General features: G+C 62.0%; 18 protein-coding genes. 14 read left to right on the top strand and 4 right to left on the bottom strand.

Translation table 11 applies throughout. From position 1 onward, the window contains the following. Position 1: 1 nt before the first annotated feature. Positions 2-1,294, bottom strand: a complete 1,293-nt coding sequence (locus tag H6678_01635) for a GDP-mannose 4,6-dehydratase (protein ID MCB9472490.1) — start codon at positions 1,292-1,294, stop codon at positions 2-4. A 324-nt stretch (positions 1,295-1,618) separates the two neighbouring features. Between H6678_01635 and H6678_01630 the strand changes: the two genes are divergently transcribed. The 14 genes from H6678_01630 to H6678_01565 all read left to right on the top strand — a co-directional run bounded on the left by H6678_01630 (position 1,619) and on the right by H6678_01565 (position 19,357). Then, positions 1,619-2,839, top strand: a complete 1,221-nt coding sequence (locus tag H6678_01630) for a glycosyltransferase family 4 protein (protein ID MCB9472489.1) — start codon at positions 1,619-1,621, stop codon at positions 2,837-2,839. Next, a complete protein-coding gene (locus tag H6678_01625) occupies positions 2,836-3,465 on the top strand; it encodes a sugar transferase (protein ID MCB9472488.1) in 630 nt (209 codons plus the stop codon). Before H6678_01630 ends, H6678_01625 begins: the two co-directional genes overlap by 4 nt. A 265-nt stretch (positions 3,466-3,730) precedes the next feature. Continuing rightward, positions 3,731-4,855, top strand: coding sequence for a GNAT family N-acetyltransferase (locus tag H6678_01620; GenBank protein MCB9472487.1), 1,125 nt, complete (start codon positions 3,731-3,733; stop codon positions 4,853-4,855). Positions 4,856-4,874: 19 nt separating this feature from the next. Then, positions 4,875-6,023: an aminotransferase class I/II-fold pyridoxal phosphate-dependent enzyme gene (locus H6678_01615; GenBank protein ID MCB9472486.1), complete on the top strand. Its 1,149-nt coding sequence runs from the start codon at positions 4,875-4,877 to the stop codon at positions 6,021-6,023. A gap of 127 nt (positions 6,024-6,150) precedes the next feature. Further along, on the top strand, positions 6,151-7,827 hold the full coding sequence (locus H6678_01610; GenBank protein ID MCB9472485.1) for a Gfo/Idh/MocA family oxidoreductase: 1,677 nt from the start codon (positions 6,151-6,153) through the stop codon (positions 7,825-7,827). A gap of 158 nt (positions 7,828-7,985) precedes the next feature. Then, the gene (locus tag H6678_01605; protein MCB9472484.1) at positions 7,986-9,149 is read left to right on the top strand and encodes a DegT/DnrJ/EryC1/StrS family aminotransferase; all 1,164 of its coding nucleotides are present in this window, start codon (positions 7,986-7,988) and stop codon (positions 9,147-9,149) included. A 94-nt stretch (positions 9,150-9,243) separates the two neighbouring features. Then, complete coding sequence (locus H6678_01600; GenBank protein ID MCB9472483.1) at positions 9,244-10,533, top strand: glycosyltransferase; 1,290 nt, start codon at positions 9,244-9,246, stop codon at positions 10,531-10,533. After that, entirely contained in the window at positions 10,530-11,783 is a 1,254-nt protein-coding gene (locus tag H6678_01595; GenBank protein MCB9472482.1) for a hypothetical protein, read from the top strand. The genes H6678_01600 and H6678_01595 overlap by 4 nt, the downstream gene beginning before the upstream one ends. After that, positions 11,780-12,955, top strand: a complete 1,176-nt coding sequence (locus H6678_01590) for a hypothetical protein (GenBank protein MCB9472481.1) — start codon at positions 11,780-11,782, stop codon at positions 12,953-12,955. The genes H6678_01595 and H6678_01590 overlap by 4 nt, the downstream gene beginning before the upstream one ends. Beyond that, positions 12,945-13,946, top strand: a complete 1,002-nt coding sequence (locus H6678_01585) for a hypothetical protein (GenBank protein ID MCB9472480.1) — start codon at positions 12,945-12,947, stop codon at positions 13,944-13,946. Before H6678_01590 ends, H6678_01585 begins: the two co-directional genes overlap by 11 nt. Continuing rightward, positions 13,946-15,766 (top strand): hypothetical protein, encoded by a 1,821-nt coding sequence (locus H6678_01580; protein MCB9472479.1) that lies wholly within the window; start codon positions 13,946-13,948, stop codon positions 15,764-15,766. Before H6678_01585 ends, H6678_01580 begins: the two co-directional genes overlap by 1 nt. Further along, positions 15,763-16,911 carry a hypothetical protein gene (locus H6678_01575; GenBank protein ID MCB9472478.1) on the top strand — a complete coding sequence of 383 codons (1,149 nt, stop codon included), beginning with the start codon at positions 15,763-15,765 and terminating at the stop codon, positions 16,909-16,911. Before H6678_01580 ends, H6678_01575 begins: the two co-directional genes overlap by 4 nt. Then, on the top strand, positions 16,908-18,161 hold the full coding sequence (locus H6678_01570; protein ID MCB9472477.1) for a glycosyltransferase: 1,254 nt from the start codon (positions 16,908-16,910) through the stop codon (positions 18,159-18,161). The genes H6678_01575 and H6678_01570 overlap by 4 nt, the downstream gene beginning before the upstream one ends. Continuing rightward, positions 18,158-19,357, top strand: coding sequence for a glycosyltransferase family 4 protein (locus H6678_01565; GenBank protein ID MCB9472476.1), 1,200 nt, complete (start codon positions 18,158-18,160; stop codon positions 19,355-19,357). The genes H6678_01570 and H6678_01565 overlap by 4 nt, the downstream gene beginning before the upstream one ends. On the opposite strand, the gene H6678_01560 is transcribed toward H6678_01565, so the two are convergent. The 3 genes from H6678_01560 to H6678_01550 are packed head-to-tail and all read right to left on the bottom strand — an operon-like array spanning position 19,318 to position 22,870. Next, positions 19,318-20,490 carry a CapA family protein gene (locus tag H6678_01560; GenBank protein ID MCB9472475.1) on the bottom strand — a complete coding sequence of 391 codons (1,173 nt, stop codon included), beginning with the start codon at positions 20,488-20,490 and terminating at the stop codon, positions 19,318-19,320. The genes H6678_01565 and H6678_01560 overlap by 40 nt on opposite strands. Further along, positions 20,487-21,794, bottom strand: a complete 1,308-nt coding sequence (locus H6678_01555) for an O-antigen ligase family protein (GenBank protein ID MCB9472474.1) — start codon at positions 21,792-21,794, stop codon at positions 20,487-20,489. The genes H6678_01560 and H6678_01555 overlap by 4 nt, the downstream gene beginning before the upstream one ends. Continuing rightward, positions 21,794-22,870, bottom strand: a complete 1,077-nt coding sequence (locus H6678_01550) for a right-handed parallel beta-helix repeat-containing protein (protein ID MCB9472473.1) — start codon at positions 22,868-22,870, stop codon at positions 21,794-21,796. The genes H6678_01555 and H6678_01550 overlap by 1 nt, the downstream gene beginning before the upstream one ends. Positions 22,871-22,874: the final 4 nt, after the last annotated feature.

Here is a 22,874-nt window from a genome sequence, read left to right as displayed (position 1 = left end):
CTCAGACCGGTGTGCGCGTGCCTGTGTAGTAACTGGTGTACCAGTCCAGGAAGCGCTTGATGCCCACGTCGATGTTGGTGGTGGGCCTGTAGCCCAGTTTCTCCGTGGAGTGATCGATGTCGGCGAAACTCTCGGGCACGTCGCCGGGCTGCATCGGCTGGAAGTCGATTTCCGCCTTGCGGCCCAGATAGTCCTCGATCAGGTGCACGAAATCCATCAACCGCTCGCTGCGGTGATTGCCCAGATTGAAGAGCTCGCATTCGTGGTTGGCGTCGATGGCCGCCCGGATGCCCTGGACGATGTCGCTGACGAAGGTGAAGTCACGCTTCATGTCGCCGTTGTTGAAAACCGGAATCGGTTCCCCGGCCAGGATCTTGCGGGTGAAGATGAACAGCGCCATGTCCGGTCGTCCCCAGGGGCCGTAGACCGTGAAGAAGCGGAGTCCGGTGGTGTTCAGGCCATAGAGGTGGGAGTAGCAGTGGGCCATCAGTTCGTTGGCCCGCTTGCTGGCCGCGTAGAGACTGATCGGATTGTCCACCCGGTCGGTCACGCTGAAAGGAATCTTGCTGTTGGATCCGTACACCGAGGAACTGGAGGCGTAGATCAGCCCTTCGATGTGGTTGTGGCGGCACAGTTCAAGAATGTTGAGGAAACCCACCAGATTCGAGTCCATGTAGACCTGGGGGTGGGTCACGCTGTAGCGCACGCCGGCCTGGGCGGCCAGATTGACCACCTTCTGCGGCTCGAAGCTGTTGAAGATCTTTTCGAGGTGGCCCTTGTTGTAGAGGTCCGCCTTCTCGAAGTGGAACGCGGTCGATTCCTTCAGGCGCGCCACCCGGTCCCACTTGAGCTGAGGGTCGTAGTAGTCGTTCACGATGTCGATGCCGCAGACCTCATGACCGTCGGCCAGCAGGCTTTCGCTCAGGTGGTAGCCAATGAACCCGGCTGCGCCGGTGACCAGTATCCGTGCCAAGGGAGTTCCTCCAGGAAATTTCGAAACCGGGCGGCAACCGTCGTGCGGCGATTCCGCGCGAGGTTCGGGCTGCCGGTCTGAATCGGCAGGCAAGGCGTCGGGCTGCAGTGTGCGAAGGCCGCGAGACGGTGAAATCTGGTGGATTCGAGCCAGCACCGTTTGCAAAAGACCCGCCCAATGTAAACATTGGGCGCTTGCCCTGGGAGTCTGTGGGAATCGAGAACAACGCCTGCCGCGCGCACCTTTGGGCCAGCTTTGCACCAGCTCCTTTCCGATCTGAATTTTCTGGTCAGCCGGCCCCCGCTGTGGACTTTCACGCATGGGGTCCGGCGGTCTCCCGATTGTCGATGGAACGCAAGGAAACGCCACGGCACTCCAGAACGGATGGAACCACTTTTCCCCCCACCCAGCAGGAAGACACTGCTGACCGGGACGCATCCCGGCAGGGGGTGCGTGTGCACGACGAAAGCAAACCACCGGACATCGTGCAGGAACTGGCAGGATCTGTAGGCTGCAACACTTTGATCACATTGGAGCTACTCTCCAGTTGATGGGTCAACCTGCCGAAAAGAACTGGGTGACCAGGCCGATTCGCACAGTGAATGGGAACACGGGACTGCAACAGGACGGGATGCGGCACGCGCGATGAAGATTCTGCTGATCAATGCATATGCTATTCCGGCAGCTTGGGGTGGGGGAACTCGTCATTACAGTCTCTGCCAGGAGTTGATTGCCCGTGGGCATGAGGTACTGCTCTGTGCATCCAGTTTCGATCATGTCAGCAAGACCGAACGGCGCCTCAAGGATGATCAGGAGTTCCTGCTCCAGGAAGAGCAGGGTGTGCCCTTCCTCTGGTTGCGCACCACGCCCTATGCGGGCAACACCGGGGCACGGGTGCGCAACATGCTGTCCTTCGCCTCGCGCGTGCGCCGCGGCGTGGGCCTGCCCACAGGATTCCAGCCCGATCTGGTGCTGGCCTCCACACCGCACCTTTTTGCCGCCGACGCCGGTCGCATACTTGCCCGTCGGCTGAAGGTGCCCTTCGTGCTGGAAGTGCGTGACCTCTGGCCCGAAACCCTGCTGGAGCTGGGCGGGATTTCTCCCTGGCACCCTTTCATTCTTTGGCTGGGCATCCTGGAACGGCGCGTCTACCGCAATTCGGTCCGGATCATCAGCCTGCTGCCCGGCGCCTGGCAGCATCTTGAGACCAAGGGCGCGCCCCGATCCAAGGTGCACTGGCTGCCCAATGGCGTGGATCTCTCGCTGCTGCCTCCTGTGTCTCCACCGCCCGTGAATGAGCGATTCACCGTGATGTACGCGGGTGCCCACGGACTGGCCAACGGTCTGGACAGCATTCTTGACGCCGCGGCGATCCTGCAGAGTCAGGGTTACGGCGAGAAGATCCGGCTGGTCTTCATGGGGCAGGGGACCGCCAAGCCGGCCCTTGTGGAGCGGGCGCGCAGCGAAGGCCTCGGCATGGTGGAGTTCCGTGATCCCGTGCCCAAGGAGCAGGTGTACGCCGTCCTTCAGCAGGCGGACGCCTACGTGGCCACGCTCAAGGACTCCCCGCTCTACCGTTACGGAATCAGTCTGAACAAGATCTACGATTACCTGGCCCTGGGCCGACCAACGGTCTTCGGGGTCCGGTCGTACAACAATCCCGTGGACGAGGCCTCAGCCGGCATTTCCACCGCCCCCGAGTCCGCCGTGGAGATCGCCGATGCACTCAAGCACCTGATGCAGCTGTCCCCCGAGGAACGACAGGAAATGGGCCAGCGGGGGCGAGCCTTCATCGAATCCCAACACGAGAAATCGATCCTTGGGGCCCGGTTCGAACGGTTGCTCAGTGAGGTGCTTGAAGCGTGACATTCTATGCAAAAGCTGGCAAGCGCCTCGTGGATCTGGCACTTACCCTGCCGGCGATGCTGCTCATCCTGCCGATCTGCCTGGTGATCGCGCTGTGTGTCCGGATATTTCTGGGGTCGCCCGTGTTGTTTCGCCAAGTACGTCCCGGCAAGGACGGCAAGCCCTTCGAAATGCTCAAGTTCCGCACCATGACCGACGCGCGGGACGCCTCGGGTGACCTGCTGCCCGACGAGGATCGGCTGACACCGTTCGGAATCTGGCTGCGCAGCACAAGTCTGGATGAACTGCCCGAGCTGCTGAATGTGATCCGCGGGGAGATGAGCCTTGTGGGGCCGCGCCCTCTGCTGATGCGCTACCTGCCGCGATACTCTCGAGAGCAGAGTCGACGTCATGAGCGGTTGCCAGGAGTGACTGGATGGGCGCAGGTCAATGGTCGCAATGCCATCGACTGGCCTTCAAAGTTTGCCCTGGACGTCTGGTACATCGATAATGTATCACTGCTTCTGGATCTCCGAATCCTTGTTTTGACGGTTTGGAAGCTTGTGCGACGAGATGGAATCACGCAACCAGGCGAGGTTACTTCTTCAGAGTTCATGGGCGAGACTCAACGCCCGAATGGGAGCTAGACTTTTGGGACAGACGCTGATTCTTGGAACCGGGCGTTTTGCCCAGTCTCTGGCCCGAAGTCTCAATTCCAGATTGCAGTCTGGTCGTGAGGATGTCTCCGGATATTTGCACCTGGAACGCCTGCCTACACCTGTTCGACTACAAGGTTTACCTGTCCATAGGCATTGGACTCCTGAAGGTCTTCCTCGTGGAACCAGTGTGGCCATTGGACTTTGTCATCCCGAAACCATTGCATACTGGCGTTCTCGGCTTGAAGCAGCCGGAGTGCGTGTACTGCTCTCCGAAGAGACTGAAATGGTTGGGGATACGAGTCAATACATCTCGCCTGAAAGCGGTTTCTACTCGTGCAATGCCCCAGAAGTGGCAACGGCGTTGTCAGACTTGTCGCATGACGTCTATCACTTGCCTGAGTACCTGCAACTGTGTGCGGATCAGGAGAATGCTGAGCCATTGTATTACATCGGAAACCAAGGTAGAACGCGAGTACTCATTCCATTGTTGAGGCGACCCATACCAGGGGAGCTGAGTCCCGATGAACCTCTCTGGGATCTTGCATCGCCCTACGGATATCCTTGCCCACTTGTTTCCTTGCCCGATTCGCAAGACAGTTTGGTGTCATTGTTCGAAGGGTTCAGAAAAACTGCTGCGGAGGCGGGTATCGTCAGTGCTTTTCTGCGATTGCATCCTTTGTACTCGATCCCACTGGATCAATTGCGTTCAGTCGGTGAGCTGTTCACACACGGCCAAACAGTTTACATGGACCTGCAACTGAGCGAGGAAGACGGCTGGCGAGAAACACGCCAGAGACACAGAGGCCAGATTCGTCAGCTTCTTCGAGAAGGCTTCCATTGTGAACTTGACTGCTGGGAGTACTATCCGGAATTCCAGCAGATCTATCTTGACACAATGGCAAGAGTTGGCGCCACTTCGTATTACCATTTCGACATTGAGTACTTCGATGGGCTTCGTGAGGCACTGGGGGAGAGGCTGCATCTCGCGTGTGTGCTGTCACCTCAGAACAAGCTGGCTGCCGCCGCTTTGTTCATGCGTCAGTCTGGCCTGTTGCAGTATCATCTCAGCGGGACCCGTGATGAGTTTCTGCAATTGGGTCCTTCAAAGTTGATGTTTCATGAGCTGCGACATTGGGGATGTGACAAAGGGCTACGGTTTCTGCACCTCGGTGGCGGGCTCGGCGGAAGCAATACCGATCCATTGTTTCGCTTCAAATCAGGATTTTCATCACTCAAAGCTGATTTTCACAGCTTCAGGATGGTCATAGATCACGAACGCTTTGAATTTTTGACACGCAGACGCGCAGAACTGGAAGGACCAGGCTTCGAGGAGAATCTGGGGTCTTTTTTTCCTGCATACCGGAAACAATTGCGCTAGGATTTTCAGGAGATCTGTAATGCATGTCTGTCACCCACGCCTGTTTCTGTCCCCACCCCACATGGGAGGACGTGAGCAGGAGTACATCGCCGAAGCCTTCGCCTCCAACTTCATCGCCCCGCTGGGGCCGATGGTGGACCGTTTCGAACAGGAGATGTCCCGGATCACCGGTATCTCCCACACGCTGGCCCTGTCCAGCGGGACGGCCGCGATGCATCTGGCCCTGCGCCTGCTGGGCGTCGCACCGGGCCAGCGGGTGTTCGCCTCGAGCCTGACCTTCATCGGCAGCATCAGTTCGGTGGTGCACGAGGGCGGCGAGCTGGTCTTCATCGACGCCGACCGCGAAAGCTGGTGCATGGATCCGGATCTGCTGGAGGAGGCCCTCGAGCGGGCCAACCGCGAGAATCGCCTGCCCAGGGCCGTGGTGCCCACCGACCTCTATGGCCAGTGTGCCGACCTGGACCGCATCCAGACCATCTGCCAGCGCTGGGAGATTCCGGTGGTGAGTGACGCCGCCGAATCCCTGGGCGCGACCTACAAGGGGCGCCCTGCGGGCAAGGGCACCCGGGCCGCGATCTACAGTTTCAACGGCAACAAGATCATCACCACTTCCGGAGGGGGGCTGCTGGCCTCGGAAGACAAGGCTCTGATGGATGCCGCCCGCCACCTCAGCACCCAGGCCCGCGACGCCGCGGCCCATTATCAGCACACCACCGTGGGCTACAATTACCGCATGAGCAACGTGGTGGCCGCGATCGGGCTGGGCCAGCTGGAAATTCTGGAGCAGCGGGTCAAGACGCGTCGGGAAATCTTCGATCAGTACAAGCAGCAACTGGGCGGGCGACCGGGCATTTCCTTCATGCCGCAACCGGAGTGGGGGCGATCCAACTGCTGGCTCAGCGTCATCCAGATCGATCCGGAGCAGTTCGGCTGCGATCGCGAAACCATTCGCCTGGCGCTTGAAGAACAGAACATCGAGAGCCGCCCGGTCTGGAAGCCGATGCACATGCAGCCCGTCTTCCAGGGGGCGACGGTCGTGGGCGGTACGGTCAGCGAAGATCTTTTCGCCCACGGTCTGTGTCTGCCCTCGGGAAGTTCGATGAGCCGCAGTGACCAGCAGCGTGTCATCGATGGAATTCTGGCTCTGGAAGGGGCGTCGTGCCGCTGAGGGCGCCGAGTGTCCTGCATCACATTCAGGCCGGTTTCCGGCTGTTAGACTTTCGGGCTCGCCGGCAGCCCTGCAAACCGGCGTCATTCACCGTCCTTCCGCAGGAAGGATCAGTCAGGAGAGAACGATGTCCCGCACTGTCGCCCTGGTGGGCATGGGTTATTGGGGCAAGAATCTTGCCCGCAACTTCGACGAGTTGGGTGCACTGCACACGGTCTGCGAAGCGAACAGCGCGCTGGCTGCGACGGTCGCCGAAAAGTACCCCAAGGTCCGCTTCACATCCTCGCTCGACGAGGTGTTGCGCAACGACGAGATCAAGGCCGTGGCCGTGGCCACTCCCGCAATCACCCACCATGACGTGGTGCTGAAGGCACTCAGGGCGGGCAAGGATGTCTTCGTCGAGAAACCCCTGGCCGTCAGTGTGGCACAGGGGCAGGAGCTGGTGGACACGGCCCGCAAGGAAGGCCGGATCCTGATGGTGGGGCACATCCTCCAGTATCACCCGGCCGTGCTGAAACTGAAGGAACTGATCCAGCTGGGTGCGCTGGGGCAGGTGCGCTACCTGTACTCCAACCGCCTCAACATCGGCAAGATCCGCACCGAGGAGAACATCCTCTGGAGTTTCGCGCCCCATGACATCAGCGTGATCCTGGGTCTGATGGGCGAGGTGCCCATGGCCGTGTCCTGTCAGGGCAATGGCTGGCTGAACCCCGAGGTGGCCGACGTGACCGTGAGCCAGTTCGATTTCGCCAGCGGCGTGAAGGCCCACATCTTCGTGAGCTGGCTGCATCCCTTCAAGGAGCAGCGTCTGGTGGTGGTGGGCGCCGACAAGATGGCCGTGTTTGACGACACCGCCGAGAACAAGCTGCTGCTCTACCCGCACAAGGTGGAGTGGAAGGACCGCATCCCCACCGCCGTGAAAGCCGAGGCCGAAATCGTGGAATTGCCCGCGGGCGAACCGCTGAAGGCCGAATGCAGTCATTTCCTCGACTGCTGTCACACGCGCAAGGCCCCGGTCAGCGATGGGGTCGAAGGCCAGAACGTGCTGCGCATCCTGGATGCCTGCCAGGTCTCGCTGGGGCGCAAGGGCGCTCCGGTAGAGCTGAGCAGCGCGGCCCCCGCCGAGAAGAAACTGTGGTACGCCCATCCCACGGCTTTCGTGGACGAGCCGGTCGAGATCGGCGAGGGCACCAAGATCTGGCACTACAGCCATGTGATGAAGGGCGCCAAGATCGGCCGCAAGTGCGTCTTCGGCCAGAACGTCAACATCGACGGTGGCACCGTGATCGGCAACAACGTCAAGGTGCAGAACAACGTCTCGATCTACACCGGGCTGATCATCGAGGACGATGTCTTCCTGGGGCCCAGCTGCGTGATGACCAATGTCACCAATCCGCGCTGCCAGGTGAATCGCCACAGCCTGTACGAGACCACCATCATCCGTCGCGGGGCCTCGGTGGGCGCCAATGCCACCATCGTCTGCGGTATCACGCTGGGGCGTTACTGCCTGATCGGCAGCGGCAGTGTGGTCACCAAGGATGTGCCGGACTACGCCATGATGGTGGGTGTGCCCGCCCGCAAGATCTGCTGGGTCAGCCGTCACGGTCTGCCACTGAAGTCGCCCGATGCCGATGGCGTGTACACCTGTCCCGAGAGCAAGCTGCGCTACAAGGTCAACGCCCAGGGCGAACTGCGCTGCCTCGACATCGACGAAGAAGCCCCCCTGCCGGAGAGCATGACCAAGGGCGGCGAATTCTACGACCAGATCGTCCACGGCAAGCGCCTGACGGGCGAGAACGCCTGAGATCCCGTCGTGTGCCAGGGTGACGCATCACGGCACGTCGTGCCATGATCGGGCCTGCCGCGGTGCAGAATTCCCCAGGGCGCAGCGTGCTGCACCCGGAAGATGAGACCACACTTCGCGAGATGTTGCTCGCGTCATTCAAACCAGGAGACACACCGATGGGTGTTCCACTGCTCGACCTCAAGGCCCAGTACCAGACCATTCGCGAAGAAACCAACGCGGCCGTGCTGGAAGTGCTGGAGAGCCAGTATTTCATTCTTGGCCCCAAGGTCAAGGCGCTTGAAGAACAGATTGCGGCCTACACCCAGACCGCGCACGCCATCGGCGTCTCCTCGGGCACCGATGCCCTGCTGATCAGCCTGATGGCCGAAGGCATCGGCCCCGGCGACGAGGTCATCACCACGCCCTATTCCTTCTTCGCCACGGCCGGTTGCGTGACCCGCACGGGTGCGACTCCCGTGTTCGTGGACATCGATCCGGTGGACTTCAACATCGATCCCGCGCGCATCGAGGCCGCCATCACCCCGAAGACCAAGGCGATCATCCCGATTCACCTCTACGGCCAGATGGCCGACATGGACGGTGTGATGCAGGTGGCCAATCGCCACAACCTGTGCGTGATCGAGGACGGTGCCCAGGCCATCGGCTGCGAGTTCAAGAATCGCCGCGCGGGCAGCATTGGCCACTACGGCTGTTTCAGCTTCTTCCCCAGCAAGAACCTGGGTGGAGCCGGTGACGGCGGCATCGTGGTCACCAACGATCCCAAGCGTGCCGAGACTCTCAGCATCATGCGCGTGCACGGTGGCAAGCCCAAGTACTACCACCGCGTGATCGGCGGCAACTTCCGGCTGGACGCGATCCAGGCCGCCGTGTTGCTGGTGAAGCTGCAGAAGCTGGACCAGTGGACCGAAGGCCGCCAGAAGAACGCCGACCTCTACCGCGCGAAGCTGAAGGCCGCGGGCCTGGTGGTCGACCCCGCCAGCCTCGACTCCACCACCCTGGACATGACGGGTCGCCGTGGAGTCGCGTTGCCCAAGGAATTCGCCGACCGTCGCCACATCTACAATCAGTTCGTGCTGCGCACCGACCGCCGCGAGGAGCTGCGGGCCTTCCTGACCGAGCGCGGCATCGGCAATGAGGTCTACTACCCCGTGCCCTTCCACGAGCAGGACTGCTTCCAGTACCTGGGCTACAAGAAGGGCCAGTTCCCGATCAGCGAGGTGGCCGCCACCCAGAGCATCGCGGTGCCGATCTACCCCGAGCTGAACGACGCCCAGATCCAGGAAGTGGTGAACGCCATCGCCGAGTTCCACAAGGTCTGACGTTCTTCTCGTGTGCATGACGTCCTGAGGCACCTCGTTTCCGCGCGTCGCGTGGGCAACGGGGTGCCTTCGCATCACAAAGTCCCGGGAATCCATGAGTTCATCACGGCCCAGCCTGCTGTTCATCGCCCGCAGTTTTCCGCCGGTGGCGAACATCGCCACCATCCGGATGGCCAGCATCGCCCGACATCTTGCTCGCTGCGGCTGGAAGATCACGGTGCTGGCTCCGCACCCGGATCTGCTGCGGGACTCATCGAACCGTGAGGCGGCCGTCGAATTCTGCCGACAGGAAGGCATTCAGCTGATTCCTACGGGGTATGACTGGCGCAGCCTGGTCCCGGGCTTGCTGCGACAACGCCCGGGACTGCCCGGAATCTTCGGAGGCATCGCTCGCCGTGTGGCACGCTGGCTGGACATCGATGATGGGGCGGGGTGGATCCGGCCCATCCTGAATGCCACCAAGCATCTGCCGGCCGGCAGCATCGATCTGGTTCTGGCCAGTGGATCACCCTTCGCCTCCTTCGAAGCCGCCCGGCTGCTCGCCCGGAGGCTGCGCTGTCCCTTTGTCCTGGACTATCGTGATCCATGGACCCTGCGCGACTTCCGCACGGTGCCGGTCAGGCCCTGGACGGTGCGCAAGGAACGCCGGGTCTGTCAGGAGGCCGCGGCCATCCTGCATGTCAGCCCGATGCTGGTCCCGATTCATGTCAGCGCATTCGGCGGGGCCGAACGGAATCATGCCCTGACCAATGGGTTCGATCCTGAGATGCTGGACCCAGTCCCTGCCAGAGAGTTCGAGCACCCCGCGATCGTCTACGCCGGGCGCTTCTATCCACCACACCGGGTGATCCAACCCGTGCTTGAAGCGGTCAGGATGCTGCATGAGGAGCCGGGAGGGCAGTGGACGGACCTGCGCTTTCACTACTACGGCGTCGACAGCGGCCAGGTGCGCCAGGCAGCCGCAGCCTGCGGGGCGGAGGGTCTGCTGGTGGATCACGGCAAAGTGCCCCAGGCCGAGTCCTTTGCGGCCTCCAAGGGAGCCGCGGTCAATGTGGTGGTCACCTCGGTGCTCAAGTCTGTGGATCAGGGCATTCTGGGCAATCTGCCCGGCAAGCTCTTCGAAGTGATCGGTCTGGGAAGCCCCGTGCTGCTGGTTTCCCCCGATGGCAGCCAGGCGCGCATGATTCTGGATCACGCCGCCAGCGGCATCGGAGTATCCGGTGAGGATCCCGCCCGCATCGCGGAGGCATTGAAGGAGCTTCTGCAGCGCCGGGCGGGGCGTGGACCTCAGGCGGATGCCTACTCCTGGCCCCGACTCGCCCGCCAACTGGACACACTGTTGCGTTCGCTGCTGCCCGCATCACGTGACGGGAGCAGTTCATGATCCAGCGCATCCGGGATGTGGCGTCCCGACATGGAACGTTCCTGCGCTTCGGTTTCAGTTCGACCATGCTCAGCGTGGTGAGCATGGTCGCGGGCATCATCGTGATCCGCTGGATGCCGCCCGAAGAGCTGGGACTGTGGCAATCGGTGCTGATCATCCAGACCTGGGCACTGATCTTCCAGACCGGTGTGATCACCGGGCTCAGTCGCGAGCTGCCTTTTCATCTGGGGCGCGGCGAGGAAGACTATGTGAAGGAGTTGGCGGCCAGTGCCCAGAGCGTGGCGCTGATCGGCCTGGGGCTGCTGATTCTGGGCGGCCTTTCGATTCCCTGGTTCGTCGAGGGCTTCCGTCTGCGCCTGAGCATGATGGTGGTCTTCCTGACCTCCGGCCTGACGATCTACCAGTCCTATCTGGGAACCACCTACCGGGCCAACCGGGCCTTCGAGCAGATCTCGGTGATCCAGATCGTCGACAGCTGTCTGGCGCTGGCCAGCCTGCCCATCGTGTATTTCTGGGGTTACCCGGGTCTGGTGATCCGCTTCGCCACTCTTGTGATCTGCAGCACCAGCATGCGGCATCATTGGCGTCCCATCCGGGTGCGCCCGGCGCTCAATGGCAAACATCTCTGGGCCCTGTTCAGGATCGGTGCGCCGATGTTCGGATTCGGCTACCTGCTGCAGACCGTGGACACCTTCCCTCGTCTGCTGCTGCTGGCCCGCGAGAACGGTGTCCTGATGGTGGGACTCTATTCTCCGGCTGCCGCCGTGCTGGGGCTGATGATGATCCTGCCCAAATCACTGGGGTCGTACATCTTTCCCCAGATGAACTTCCGGCTGGGCAACAGCAAGAGCGCGGGCGCACTCTGGCCCATGTCCTGGAAATCCAGCGTGTACTACATGTTGATGGCGGCCCCGCTGGTGCTGATCGGCATTCTCTGCTTTCCCTGGATCATCCGCAGTTACTTCGCCAACTACACCCAGTCGATTCCGGCGGTTCAGTGGGCTCTGGTGGCCGGGGCCTTCATGGGCACACGCATCTCGATCAACAGCCTGTACAGCCTGAAGGCCTGGGACTGGCTGGCGGTGTACACGGTCTTCAATCTGGCCAGCGCCTGGTTCCTGCCCCAGCTGTTCCTCGACAGGCATGAGCCCCTCGTGGCGATCACGATGGGCTTCGCCTTCTCGCGCATCCTGCTGTTCTTCATTGGCCTCTTCTGCATCCGCCGGGCCACGCTGCGGGTGGCCATATGAATGCGCTGACCTTGAAGGTGCCCGACTCGCGCCGCCGGGAACTGAGCTGGCTGGTGAAGGAATTGCAGCGCCAGGCGGGTGATCACTCGCCGCTGAGGGTTGAGCTCGCTCCCGGCCCTTCGCTGTGGCGTGGTGAACGCTGCCTGCTGGAAGAGGCCGAACTGAGCCGGATGTTCGCGGTGCTCAGTCTGTCTGCCGAACTGGAACTGCCGCGCGACCATTTCGGCCGCCCCGACCAGAGCGCGCCGATCCATGACATTTCCACGCCCTGGCTGCGCGCGCGCGCCCGTGAGGTGCTGGGGGCCGGAGAGGGGGTCCCACCGCTGACCGTGTTCCTGACTCACGATGTCGATCGCACCACCGGTCTGGAACTGACTTCGCTGGTCAAGGCCGCGCGGGGCACGCTCAGCGGAAACCGGCGCCATTGGCTGGGACTGGGTCAAGCACTGGACCATGGCCTGATGCCCCGGCGCCTGCGTCGCCTGCTGGAGATCGAGCAGCGACACGGAGTACGCGGCGTCTACTTCATGATCGCCGGACCGGCCGGACTGGGTCGCTACGACAGCCGTACCGACATCCACTGGCGCAGCGCACGGCACGCGGTCGAAGCGATCCGCGCCGCGGGCGGTGTCATCGGACTGCACGGCGGCTTTCATGTGGCCGAGCGCGATGGCTACCTTGAGGAGGCCGAGCGCATCCGCCGGGCCACCGGCCTGGCCGTGCGCTGCCAGCGCAACCACTATCTGCGGCTGGACATCCACCGCCACTGCCAGCAGCTCGAGGCGGCCGGATTGGCGATGGACTTCACCCTGGGCTACAGCCGTCGCACCGGCTTCCGCAACGGGGTCTGCGGCCCCTTCCGCCTATGGGACCTGGCCAATGGCCGCCCGGGGCGCATCACCGCCATTCCACTGGTCTACATGGAACAGGCGGGCACCCAGCTCGATCCCGGGCCGGCCATGCGGGATCTGGAAGAGCGCCTGAAGGCCGCGGCCGCCTGCGGCGGAGCGATCTCTCTGCTGATCCATCCCGAGGTGTTCGCGGTGGACGAGCGCTGGTACGAGGTCTACGAAACCATCATCGCCCTCTGTCGATCCGTGGGCGCCCGTCTGGATGCCGACCCGGAGGAACTGATGCTGAGCGTCGAGGAAGGTGAGCCCGATGGCGATTGAGACGACCCTGCTGCCCAGGGACCGCTGGTCCGAGTGGAACGACTGGGTGCACGAGCATCCCCGGGGCACCCTGTTTCACACGACCCGCTGGCTTGACCGGGTGGGCGGCGAGCTCCAGGTATACCTCACCCGCGAGGAGGGGCGGATCGTCGCCGGTGCCGCCCTGCTGCGCCGGCGCAAGTTCGGAGTGTCGGGCTGGCATGTTCCGCCATACACACCCTGCTACGGCCCGTTGGTGCTGGATTCGGACAAGAAGCAGCGCGGTGCGGCCCGCACCGAGGAGCGCGGCTGGCTGGGCGCCTTGCTGGACGCCTTGCCCCGCGTGCCACACGCCGACTTCATCCTGCCCACGGGACACCACGATCCTCTGCCATGGCACTGGCGCGGCTGGCAGAGCGACGTGCGCATCACGCACGTAGTCCGTGGCTCGGTGGAAGAGTACCTGGGCAACATCGTCAAACGCAAGGCGGCCTATCTGCGCAAACTGCAGGGCATGGTGGAGCGGGGCGAACTGGTGCTCAGTCTGGATCACGAGGTGGCCCCCGTGCTGGACATGTGGGCCCGCACGGCCGAGCACAAGTCCTTCACGCATCGCGACGACGTACTGCGCGGGTTGTTTCGCGACCCGGGGGAGGGTTTCTGGACCTGTGTGCGCATCAGTGACCGTGAGGGCCAACTGCTGGGCGGATCGGTCCTGGTGCACGACCACCGCCGGGCCTGGAATCTGGTCAACGGTGTGCGTCGCGATGTCGATGGCGTGCTGCGCCAGATCAACATGCTGCTGATGGATGCGGGCATCCAGCACTTCCTGGGCCAGGGCATGGTCTTTGACTTCGAAGGCTCCATGCTGCCCGGCGTGGGAGACTTCTATACCATCATGGGCGGCGAGCAGGTCCCCTGCTACCGTTTCATGCGCTCGCGCAGCCTGCGCTACTTCGCCCTGCGCACCATCGACCGCTTCCGGCGTGAACGCCGGGGAGGGGGAGCCTGATGGGTGCGTTCCTGCTGCACGCCAGAGATGAGCGCATGGACGAGCGCGGCCTTGCCGAGGTGTTCGCTCAGCGTGGGTTCAGTTCCGTACAAAGACTGGAGCTGGGATCCAGCATCCTGCATCTGGCGGGAAAGCGTCATCTGACGCTTTCGAACCTGTGTCAGCGGGAGCTCTCTGGAGCCCATCGGGCGTTGCTTGCGGTCACCGGGTCGCTGGTGTACGACGGGCTGAGCTGGGATGAGGCGCTCGAACGGCTGATGGATGATCTGCTGGAGGATACCCTGAGGACCGACCGGCTGGCCGGGGCATTCTGCCTGATCTTTCACCGCTCCGATCGCGACGCAGTCCCTCGTGTGATTTCGGATCCTTCGGGCTTGTATCACCTCTTCCAGGATTCGCGTGGGCGGGTGCTCTCAAGCTCCCAGTTGCTTGTCCTGCATGCCCTCCCGGAACCCTGGACCATCGATCGAGCAGCGTGTCTGGATCTTCTCACCAGCGGGTATCTGGTTGCACCCCGGACAGTGTTCGAGGACCTGCGCCTGGTCACGACGGCCAGCCCGCCCCTGACAGCAAGCTGTTTCCGCTTCGAAGCACAGCTTGTGGATGTGTCGACTGTTCCCGATGTGCGTGGCGGGCTGGCTGCTCATGTGGAGTTCCAGCTTGAAAGCCTCAAGGAGCATCTGGCGCTGTGCCGGGGTCTGACCCGCACCCTCGGAGTCGACATGGGACTCTCGGGCGGGTATGACAGCCGCTTGTTGATTCTGCTGGCCCATGATGGGCAAATTCCCTTCTCGTGTCATACTCATGTCAAGGAGGGAGACGATCGTGATCGCGTGATCGCGCGGATGCTGGCGGAGCGGCTTGGCCTTCCTCTGGCCGAACTCGTCACCACGGCCCCCGGGGCAATGCCACCCGAGGAGCTGGAAGCCGTGTTGTCCAGCAGCTTCGCCTTCTACGATGGCCATGCGGTCGAGATGATGAACCTGCTCAAGCATGAGTACACGCCCGAGTACAGGGTGCGTGCTCTTGGCCGGATGGGCATCAATCTCAGCGGTGTGGGCGGCGAGATTTTCCGCAACTACAATTACACAAGGCCAGTCGGCAGCATGGACGCCCGCTCCTGGGTCGCCTACCATGTGATCAACCATCGCAATCTTCGCTGCGTGGCGGCGGAGGATGCCCGGGAGTCGATGGTGAATCGTCAGACAGCCGCGATCCTGGGTGCACTGGGACTGGCAAGCACACGGCGTCTGGACTTTCGTCAGACCCGCCGTTACTACGGTGAAGTCTGGCTCTCGAACTGGCATGGAGTGAGGAACAGTGTCGAGAGCACGCTTGCCGTCTATCTGACGCCCTTCAGTGATCGCCGCGTGCTGCGCAATGCGCTGGCATCCAGCGCTCATCTGGGTGTCAGCGGGAAGTTCGAAGCCGCGATGATCCAGGCGCTGAATCCTGAACTGGCCTCACTGCCGTCCAACTACGGACACGATTTCAGTCGGATTCCGCTGAAGCACAGTTTGCGCGCCGGGATCCGGGCCTGGCTTCCCAATCCGCTGAAACTGGCGCTTGCGAGGCGCATGGCACGAACTTCCGGGTCCAGGCAGGCCGCGGATGCACTGATCAGCCGACATCCGATTCTGGCACGCGCTCTGGAACAACTGGAGCGTCTGGAACTCCCTCTGGACTGGAACAGCTATCTGGCCGGTCCGTCGATGCGGATTCTGGCCTTTTCGCTGGGATATGTGCTGCATCGGCTTGAGGCGAGAACCCGGACATCCATCAACCACTCCGATCTGCTTCGGGAAGAGGAGTCTCGATGAGTACTCTTGTGCGGCGCTGGAGCGCAAGCAAGGGCCTGCGTGCGCTGATTCCACAATGGGTGATCCGGTTGATCCGGAGGCACGCACCCATGCACCGGATCCAGCAGGATCTCTGGCTCAGTCAGAACCCATGGGCAGGCACCCCTGCCGAGTGGGAGTACACGGGAAGCAGCCAGCACCGTCTGGGGATCCTGCGCGACCCGGCCCAGCATCACCGCAACATCATGGCCGCCTGCCAGGAACTGAATGTGTCCTACCGCGTGATCGACCTCTTCGCCGAAGATTGGATCGAACGGATCAGGAGCAGCGAGTGCGATGCGTTCATGGTCTGGCCTACCGTGGCCAACACTCTCTGGAAAACGGTCTGTGATGAGCGCATCGCCGTGCTGACCGGCTCTCTGGGCAAAGTGGTGTACCCTGATCCGCTGGCAGTCTGGCTCTATGAAAGCAAACGCCGAAGTCGGGACTGGATGCTTGCCAATGGGGTGGAACACCCACGCACATGGGTCTTTCTTCACGAACAGCAGGCTCTCGACTTTGTCGCAGCAGCGACCTATCCGCTTGTATACAAGACCGATCTTGGCGCGGCGGCTGCGGGAGTGGAAATCGTCCGGGATCCGGCTCGTGCGCGGGCCATTGTGCTCAAGGCCTTCCGCTCTGGAATCGTGGTGCCCCGGGGAGACAACCGGGATCGTTTCTGGGGGCATGTCTTCTTCCAGGAGTATCTGCCCGCTGTCCAGGAATGGCGCATCGTACGCGTCGGGAACAACTTCTTCTGTCGGTACAAGGTACCGGGAGCGGACGGCCTGCACAGCGGATCAGGAACCATTCGCTGGGAGCGTCCCCCGATCGAATTGCTCGAGCGGACCTGGCAGATCACGGAGCGTGCCGGATTCACCAGCATGAACATCGACTACTTCGAGACACAGGATGGCCGCTATCTGGTGAATGAGCTGCATGCGGTCTTCGGCAGCAAACCCAGGGATCGGGAGCTGGGACAGGAGAATCTGGGCCGCTGGCTCCGCGATGCCAATGGCGACTGGACATTCGAAAAAGGGTACTGGTACTACAATGCCTGCTCGAATCTGAGAGTACAGCTGGTGCTGGCGTCACTGGGTGAATCGATCGCGGTGCAGCCTTCATGAGTGAGGCATCCGGGAAGGCCAACCTCAGGGTTCTGGTACTGTCCCACATGTATCCTTCGCGCGTGCATGAGTCCGCGGGGGTGTTCATCCATCGCCATGTCCAGGCTCTCAGACATGCAGGCGTGGATGCACGGGTGGTCAGTCCGTTGCCCTGGGCACCGCGCGTGCTCTGGTTCCGCCCGGAATGGCGTCAGTTCGGGGAAACTCCTCTTGAAGACACATGGGAAGGAGTTCCCGTGCGCCGGGTGCGCTATCCGCAGATTCCGCTGCGTGGCCTCCAGCCCTGGGCGGGCAGGTTGATGTCCTACCCTTTGGCGTGGGCCCTGAGGGACATGCGACGCGAGTTCCCATTCCAGTTGATTCACTCCCACACAGTCACACCGGATGGCTTGGCCGCGCTCCGTCTGGGTCGCGTGTTCGATGTGCCAACCGTGAATTCGGCGCGTGGCAGTGACCTGAACGAGTATCCGCACACTCACGTTCGACGGATGGCATTCACCCGGCAGGTGCTGCGGGAAACGGGTCGCTGCCTGGCGGTCAGCCAGGCGCTGTCGAAGGTGGCGGCAGGCTACACGGATGGCCAGGTCAGGCCCGAGGTGGTCTACAATGGCGTGGACCAGACCGTCTTCCGTCCGGCCGAGGACCGGAACGCCCTGCGGCGCGCTCTGGACCTGCCGACCGAGCGTAAAGTGCTGGTCTTCGTGGGACGCTGCGAGCGGGACAAGGGCGTCGAGGAGCTGCTGGAGGCCTTTCTTGCCGTGCGCAGTCAGTTTCCCGATTGGGTGCTGCTCTGTGTGGGCGATGGTGGCTTCCGTGCCGAGCTGCTCTCACGCATCTCGGCCTTTTCCGCGGATCAGGTCATTCTGGCGCCGGGGCGTGTGGAGCACGCGAAGGTGGCAAGCATGTTGCGCTCGGCAGATGCCTTCGTGTTGCCTTCCTGGGCGGAAGGCATGCCGAATGGTCTGCTGGAGGCGATGGCCTGCGGCCTGCCCTGTGTGGCCACGAGGGTGGGGGGCATACCAGAAGTTCTCAGGGACGGTGAAAATGGTCTGCTGGTGGAAGCCAGATCGCAGGACGACCTTTCCCGGGCACTGGGTGCGCTGATGTCCGATCCGGTCAGGGCAAAAGGCTGGGGCCAGCGCGCTCTTGAAACGATCGCCCGGAGTTTTTCATGGGAGAACAATGCGCACACGCACTTGCGCATCTACCACGAACTGCTGGATCGCCACGCGGTCAGGAGTGTTGGATGAGACTCTGTGTGCTTACCACGGGACACGGACCGGCCGATGACCGGGTGTATTACAAGGAAGTGCTCAGCCTGCTCAAACGCCCCGATGAGCTGTGGCTGGCTGCTCCGGGCACTGCGGAAGAGTGGGCCAAGGTCGATGAGCGAGTCCAGCGGATTTCCCTGGGGGCGGCCCGCGGTGTCGGCGGGCGGCTGCGGGCCATTCCCCGGGCCATCGCCCGGATGCGTGCCCTGCGCCCCGATGTGATCCACTTCCATGATTATGAACTGCTGCTGGCCGTGCCCTTTCTGCGCCTGCTGACACGGGCACGACTGGTCTACGATGCGCACGAGATGTACCCCGACCAGGTGCAATTGAGCGATCGCATCCCCAACTGGCTGAAGCCGTTCGGGACCTGGCTTGTCCACCATTTCGAGCGGGGGATGGTGCGCTTGTGCCATGCCATCATCACGGCCGACCAACCGGTTGCCGACAGCTTTGCCGCAACGGGCGTACCCTGCGAGGTCATCTACAATTTTCCGCGCCTCGAGCTCTTCGTGCCCGACCCGGAGCGGGTAGACCAGATCCGCGCCGAGCGCTCGGGTCGCCGGCTGCTGATCTATCAGGGATCCATGGGCATCGACCGGGGCCTGCTGCAGATGATCGAGTCGATGGATGCCGTGAGACGCACACATCCCGAGACCCTGCTGCTGCTGGTGGGCAACCTGCGACCGGCGTTGAGGACGAACGTGGACCGTCTCATTGCCGAGCTTGGGCTCAAGGACCATGTGGAGTGTGTGGGCTGGGTCGCCCACTCGGATGTGGTCAATTGGATTGCGGCCGCGGATCTGGGGCTGGTTCCCTTTCTGCCGGTCGAGAAATACCGCAAGAACATTCCCGTGAAACAGTTTGAGTACATGGCCTGCCAGCTTCCGGTGATCGGAGCCGATCTGCCACCCATCCGGCGTTTTCTTGACACATCAGCTGCTGGAGTTCTGTATCCCGCGGGGGATCGGCCTGCGCTTCAGGAATGCCTGTTGAATGTACTTGCCGATCCTTCGGGCATGACTCGCATGGGAAAGGCGGGAAGGAAGGCTGTGGAAGAGCACTGGAACTGGGATCGAATGGAAGTGGTTCTGCTCGACCTCTATCGGGAGATTCTGTCCAGCGCAGCGGGCAATCAATCCATCTCGAACAGCGTCTCAAGCAATTCGCGGTGATCCTCGCAGCGCAGAAGATTCAGATACAGTCTTCGCCTGCGCCTGGAGAACACGCGACCCGCCCAGGGCCACTTGCGATTGAGCCACTTGAGATATCGATTGTCACTCAGCAACAGCAGCAGTGTCTCATGTTCGCGAGACGTCGCCCAGTCCTGGTAACGACTCCGGATGATCTCTGGCGATTGGCAATCGCGGGAACGTCTGTGGAATGCTTCCAACCAGAGCTTCTGCCTGTCGTCCGACATGGCCTGTAGACCCGCCCCATCGACGGATTGGAGATAGGGAAGCAATTCGACCTGGTGGTCGAGTGTCTCACGCTGAATGGCCACATCCAGCAGGACTCCTCGATTCCATTCACTTTCACCTCGTGCTCCCAGATCGAAGAACAGATTGCCTTGACCATACACGAGCGTGGCACGGCCAGCTGGGCCACCCGGCACCGACTCCATGGCGCCCGCGATATGGCTGTGCTGGCAGACGACGATCCCCGCCCCCCATTGGGCCAACTTGCGACACAGGATTTGCAGACGCGGTGTGGGCCATGGGTACTTGTTGGGGCCCGCGTGAACAAAGAGGATGGGAAAGTCGCAGGATTTCGCCAGGGCCCTGACCCGGGACTCCATCTCCCACGGGTCCATGGGGGCTGCTCCGGCTGAATTCGGACCCGCGATGCTGTATTCGTGTGCCGCAACGGCCAACACTCCGAACCGCACCCCGCAGCGATCCACGAACGCTGGCGTCCAGGCGGCGTCCAGATCGGGGCCTGCTCCCACATGGGAGATCCGCGCGTCATCCAGCGCCTCCAGAGTACTCAGCAAGCCGCTCGTCCGATGATCCATGATGTGATTGTTCGCCAGAACGGCCAGATCCACGCCGATGGCCAGGATGCCCACAATGGCTTCCCGGGGTGCGCCAAGTACCGGTCCGGTCTTGGGAAGCGGATCCGGCCTGCTGATCAGGGGGCATTCGATGTTCAGGATGCGCAGATCGGCAGACGCGAAGACCTTGTCGAATGGTCCCAGCAAGTGTGCGCGATCGCCTTGAATGAAAGCGGCTTCATTGCGCTGGATCGCGCACAGGTCGCCACCGATCAGCACCCGGCAATCCGCAGAAAATCGATTCGAGGATGTCACCGCAGGGGTTCCTGCAGGCGCGGGACGGCGGCAGTGTTCGGCAAACCGGTTTCATGAACTTCTTCGGCCGTGAGCTCAGCCTCGGGCTCCAACAGGCCATCGCGACCGATGTAATACATGGCGATCAGAAGCATCCATTTGAATTTGTCCATGTAGCGCCAGGAACCCAACTCGAGGCCGGCCGCGAAGAGCACGAACAGTCCCAGCAGCACGTATGTGCTGCGTTCCTTGCGGCGACGCCAGAGCAGCCTCACGAGGGACGCGAAGATCGCGACGTAGGCCACGAAGGCCAGCAGGCCACCCTCGATGTACATATCCAGAAATGTCGAGTGGGTCACACGATCTTCGGTGATGGCGTTCGACAGCTGGTTGGACAAGGCACGGAAGGCACCCACACCCTGTCCGATGATCGGGTTCTCCCGGATGATCTGCAGCCCCGTGCGATAGAATTCCAATCGGATCAGGATGCCCGAATCCTCTTCCGAAGCCGTGACCGTGGGGTCGGTGAAGGTGCGCCAGGCATTGCTGAATCGCCTCAACACCGGGGCATCGGGAAGCACATACAGCGTTGTGCTGAAAGCCATCAATGCCAGCATCGCGAACCCAAGCATGGGGATCTTGAAGCGGGAACGCCTGAACCACTTGATCGCCTCCCAGCCGAGAAACAGCACGATCACCAGCAGACTCTTGCGCGATTGTGTCGCCAGGATCAGTTGAACGGCACAGAGACTGACGAGGATCAGCCAGCCATTCAGCAGTGGACGCCCATTCGAATCTCGCTTGAGGTCCCAGAGGATGCGGATGCAGAACAAGGTGTAGACGGCACAGATACCGGCTGCGTTGGGATTCTCATACAGGGCCATGGCGCGGCCGGCCAGTTCGCGCTGCAGTATCAGGTGTCCCCAGATGTAGGTTCCCATGAATGCCAGTGTCACGGCCAGCAGGGAGTTCTTCAGCCTTGTCGGAGATTCCAGCGTGCTGGAGAAGAACAGCAGCAGCAAGACCAGCAGGCTTGCCTGTGTCACTCCATCGGTCGCCAGATCCAGATAGATCGCCTTGCCCATGAGGATGGGCAGCAGATGTCCGATGATGGTCAGCACAAAAAGGGCGGCGACCGGAGTGACGCGCAATCTGGTCTGTCCGGAAAACTGTTCCAGCAGGAAGAGCGCGAAGACCAGCACGAACATCGCGTTGGCTATCAGATGCCCGGTGGGCAATGGGTCCAGCAGCACCATCAGGAACACGTACAGCGGCAACATCAGATCCAGCAGGCTGTGCCGCTCTTTTGCGATCTCCGCGGTCATCAGCGCGGACCGGCGCTTGGCAACGGCTCCAGAAGAATCGGCTCCACTCGCACCGTATCTGAGTTGGCGGTGGTGCGACCATCTCCGGAAAGGCTGGTTGAAGACACGATGTCTTCCAGATTGGTCGTGCCCCACCAGTTCCGCATGGCAGGCAGATAGCGTCCTGGCAGATAGGCTCCGGTGGTGGCCAGTTCCACGCGCCGCCCGCCTGGGCCGGGCAGGATGTTGTTCTGCTCAAGAAAGACGCGGTCGGCGAAGGGATGGGCGAACAGCAGGGGAAAGTAGACGCTGTTGCTGAACTGGCACTGGGTCAGGATCACAGCGCGGTTGGCAGTGTCCCGCAGACCATAGTAGTTGCCATCAAAAAGGCTGTGGGTGATCGAGTAGGCACTGTCGGTCCCGTCCACGGTGATTCCGCTGCCATTTTCGGTCAGGCCGTTGTTGGCCAGGGTGCAATCCTCGAGCAGCGACTGTCCGCTCAGCAGATAGACACCATGGAAGGCGCACCCTGTCACGCTCACCCCTGAGAGCCGGGTCTTGCTGAACTTGATGTGCGCGCCATCGGAGACGCAGTCGGAAATGCGGCTGTCTTCGATGATCAGGCTGTCCAGGCTGACCGCGTACAGTCCGTACTGCTCGCATTCGGAGATCGTCAGGCGGGACAGAGTCGCCGCGCCTGAGCCGCTGAGGTCCAGGCCGATGATGGCGCCCCGGATCGTCAGGTTGCGCAGATCGACCTGTGCCTGGCTCACTTTCAGTTTCTGCCAGGGTGTGGCATCGGCGGGGCGGAAGGTCACACCCGCACTGGCCGGCACCGAGAAGTCCGCGGGCAGCTCGAGGCTGGTGTTCGCTGACATCAGGAACTCCACCTGGCCGCTGAGCACCAGGTTGCTGCCTTCGGTGAAGGACACGGATTCGGTCACCGTGACCCGCGTGTGATCGCCAATCGTGAGTGTCTCGGACTGCAGACCTCCGATCGTGCGGGAGCTCCAGCCGGCTTTTTCATCGTCGCAGGAGCAACCGACCAGCAGGAGCAGAATTCCGATGGAAGGCAACAGGAGTGGCCGCCGGATCATGTGC

The sequence above is a fragment of the Candidatus Delongbacteria bacterium genome (genome assembly GCA_020634015.1).
In the GTDB taxonomy this organism is placed as follows: Bacteria; CAIWAD01; CAIWAD01; order CAIWAD01; family CAIWAD01; genus JACKCN01.
This window is presented reverse-complemented; position numbering and strand designations above follow the sequence as displayed.

Coding starts and splice junctions, on each gene's coding strand:
- H6678_01635 (MCB9472490.1), bottom strand. CDS start 1,294: ATGCGTGAAAGTCCACAGCGGGGGCCGGCTGACCAGAAAATTCAGATC.
- H6678_01630 (MCB9472489.1), top strand. CDS start 1,619: ATGAAGATTCTGCTGATCAATGCATATGCTATTCCGGCAGCTTGGGGT.
- H6678_01615 (MCB9472486.1), top strand. CDS start 4,875: ATGCATGTCTGTCACCCACGCCTGTTTCTGTCCCCACCCCACATGGGA.
- H6678_01610 (MCB9472485.1), top strand. CDS start 6,151: ATGTCCCGCACTGTCGCCCTGGTGGGCATGGGTTATTGGGGCAAGAAT.
- H6678_01605 (MCB9472484.1), top strand. CDS start 7,986: ATGGGTGTTCCACTGCTCGACCTCAAGGCCCAGTACCAGACCATTCGC.
- H6678_01600 (MCB9472483.1), top strand. CDS start 9,244: ATGAGTTCATCACGGCCCAGCCTGCTGTTCATCGCCCGCAGTTTTCCG.
- H6678_01595 (MCB9472482.1), top strand. CDS start 10,530: ATGATCCAGCGCATCCGGGATGTGGCGTCCCGACATGGAACGTTCCTG.
- H6678_01590 (MCB9472481.1), top strand. CDS start 11,780: ATGAATGCGCTGACCTTGAAGGTGCCCGACTCGCGCCGCCGGGAACTG.
- H6678_01585 (MCB9472480.1), top strand. CDS start 12,945: ATGGCGATTGAGACGACCCTGCTGCCCAGGGACCGCTGGTCCGAGTGG.
- H6678_01580 (MCB9472479.1), top strand. CDS start 13,946: ATGGGTGCGTTCCTGCTGCACGCCAGAGATGAGCGCATGGACGAGCGC.
- H6678_01575 (MCB9472478.1), top strand. CDS start 15,763: ATGAGTACTCTTGTGCGGCGCTGGAGCGCAAGCAAGGGCCTGCGTGCG.
- H6678_01570 (MCB9472477.1), top strand. CDS start 16,908: ATGAGTGAGGCATCCGGGAAGGCCAACCTCAGGGTTCTGGTACTGTCC.
- H6678_01565 (MCB9472476.1), top strand. CDS start 18,158: ATGAGACTCTGTGTGCTTACCACGGGACACGGACCGGCCGATGACCGG.
- H6678_01555 (MCB9472474.1), bottom strand. CDS start 21,794: ATGACCGCGGAGATCGCAAAAGAGCGGCACAGCCTGCTGGATCTGATG.
- H6678_01550 (MCB9472473.1), bottom strand. CDS start 22,870: ATGATCCGGCGGCCACTCCTGTTGCCTTCCATCGGAATTCTGCTCCTG.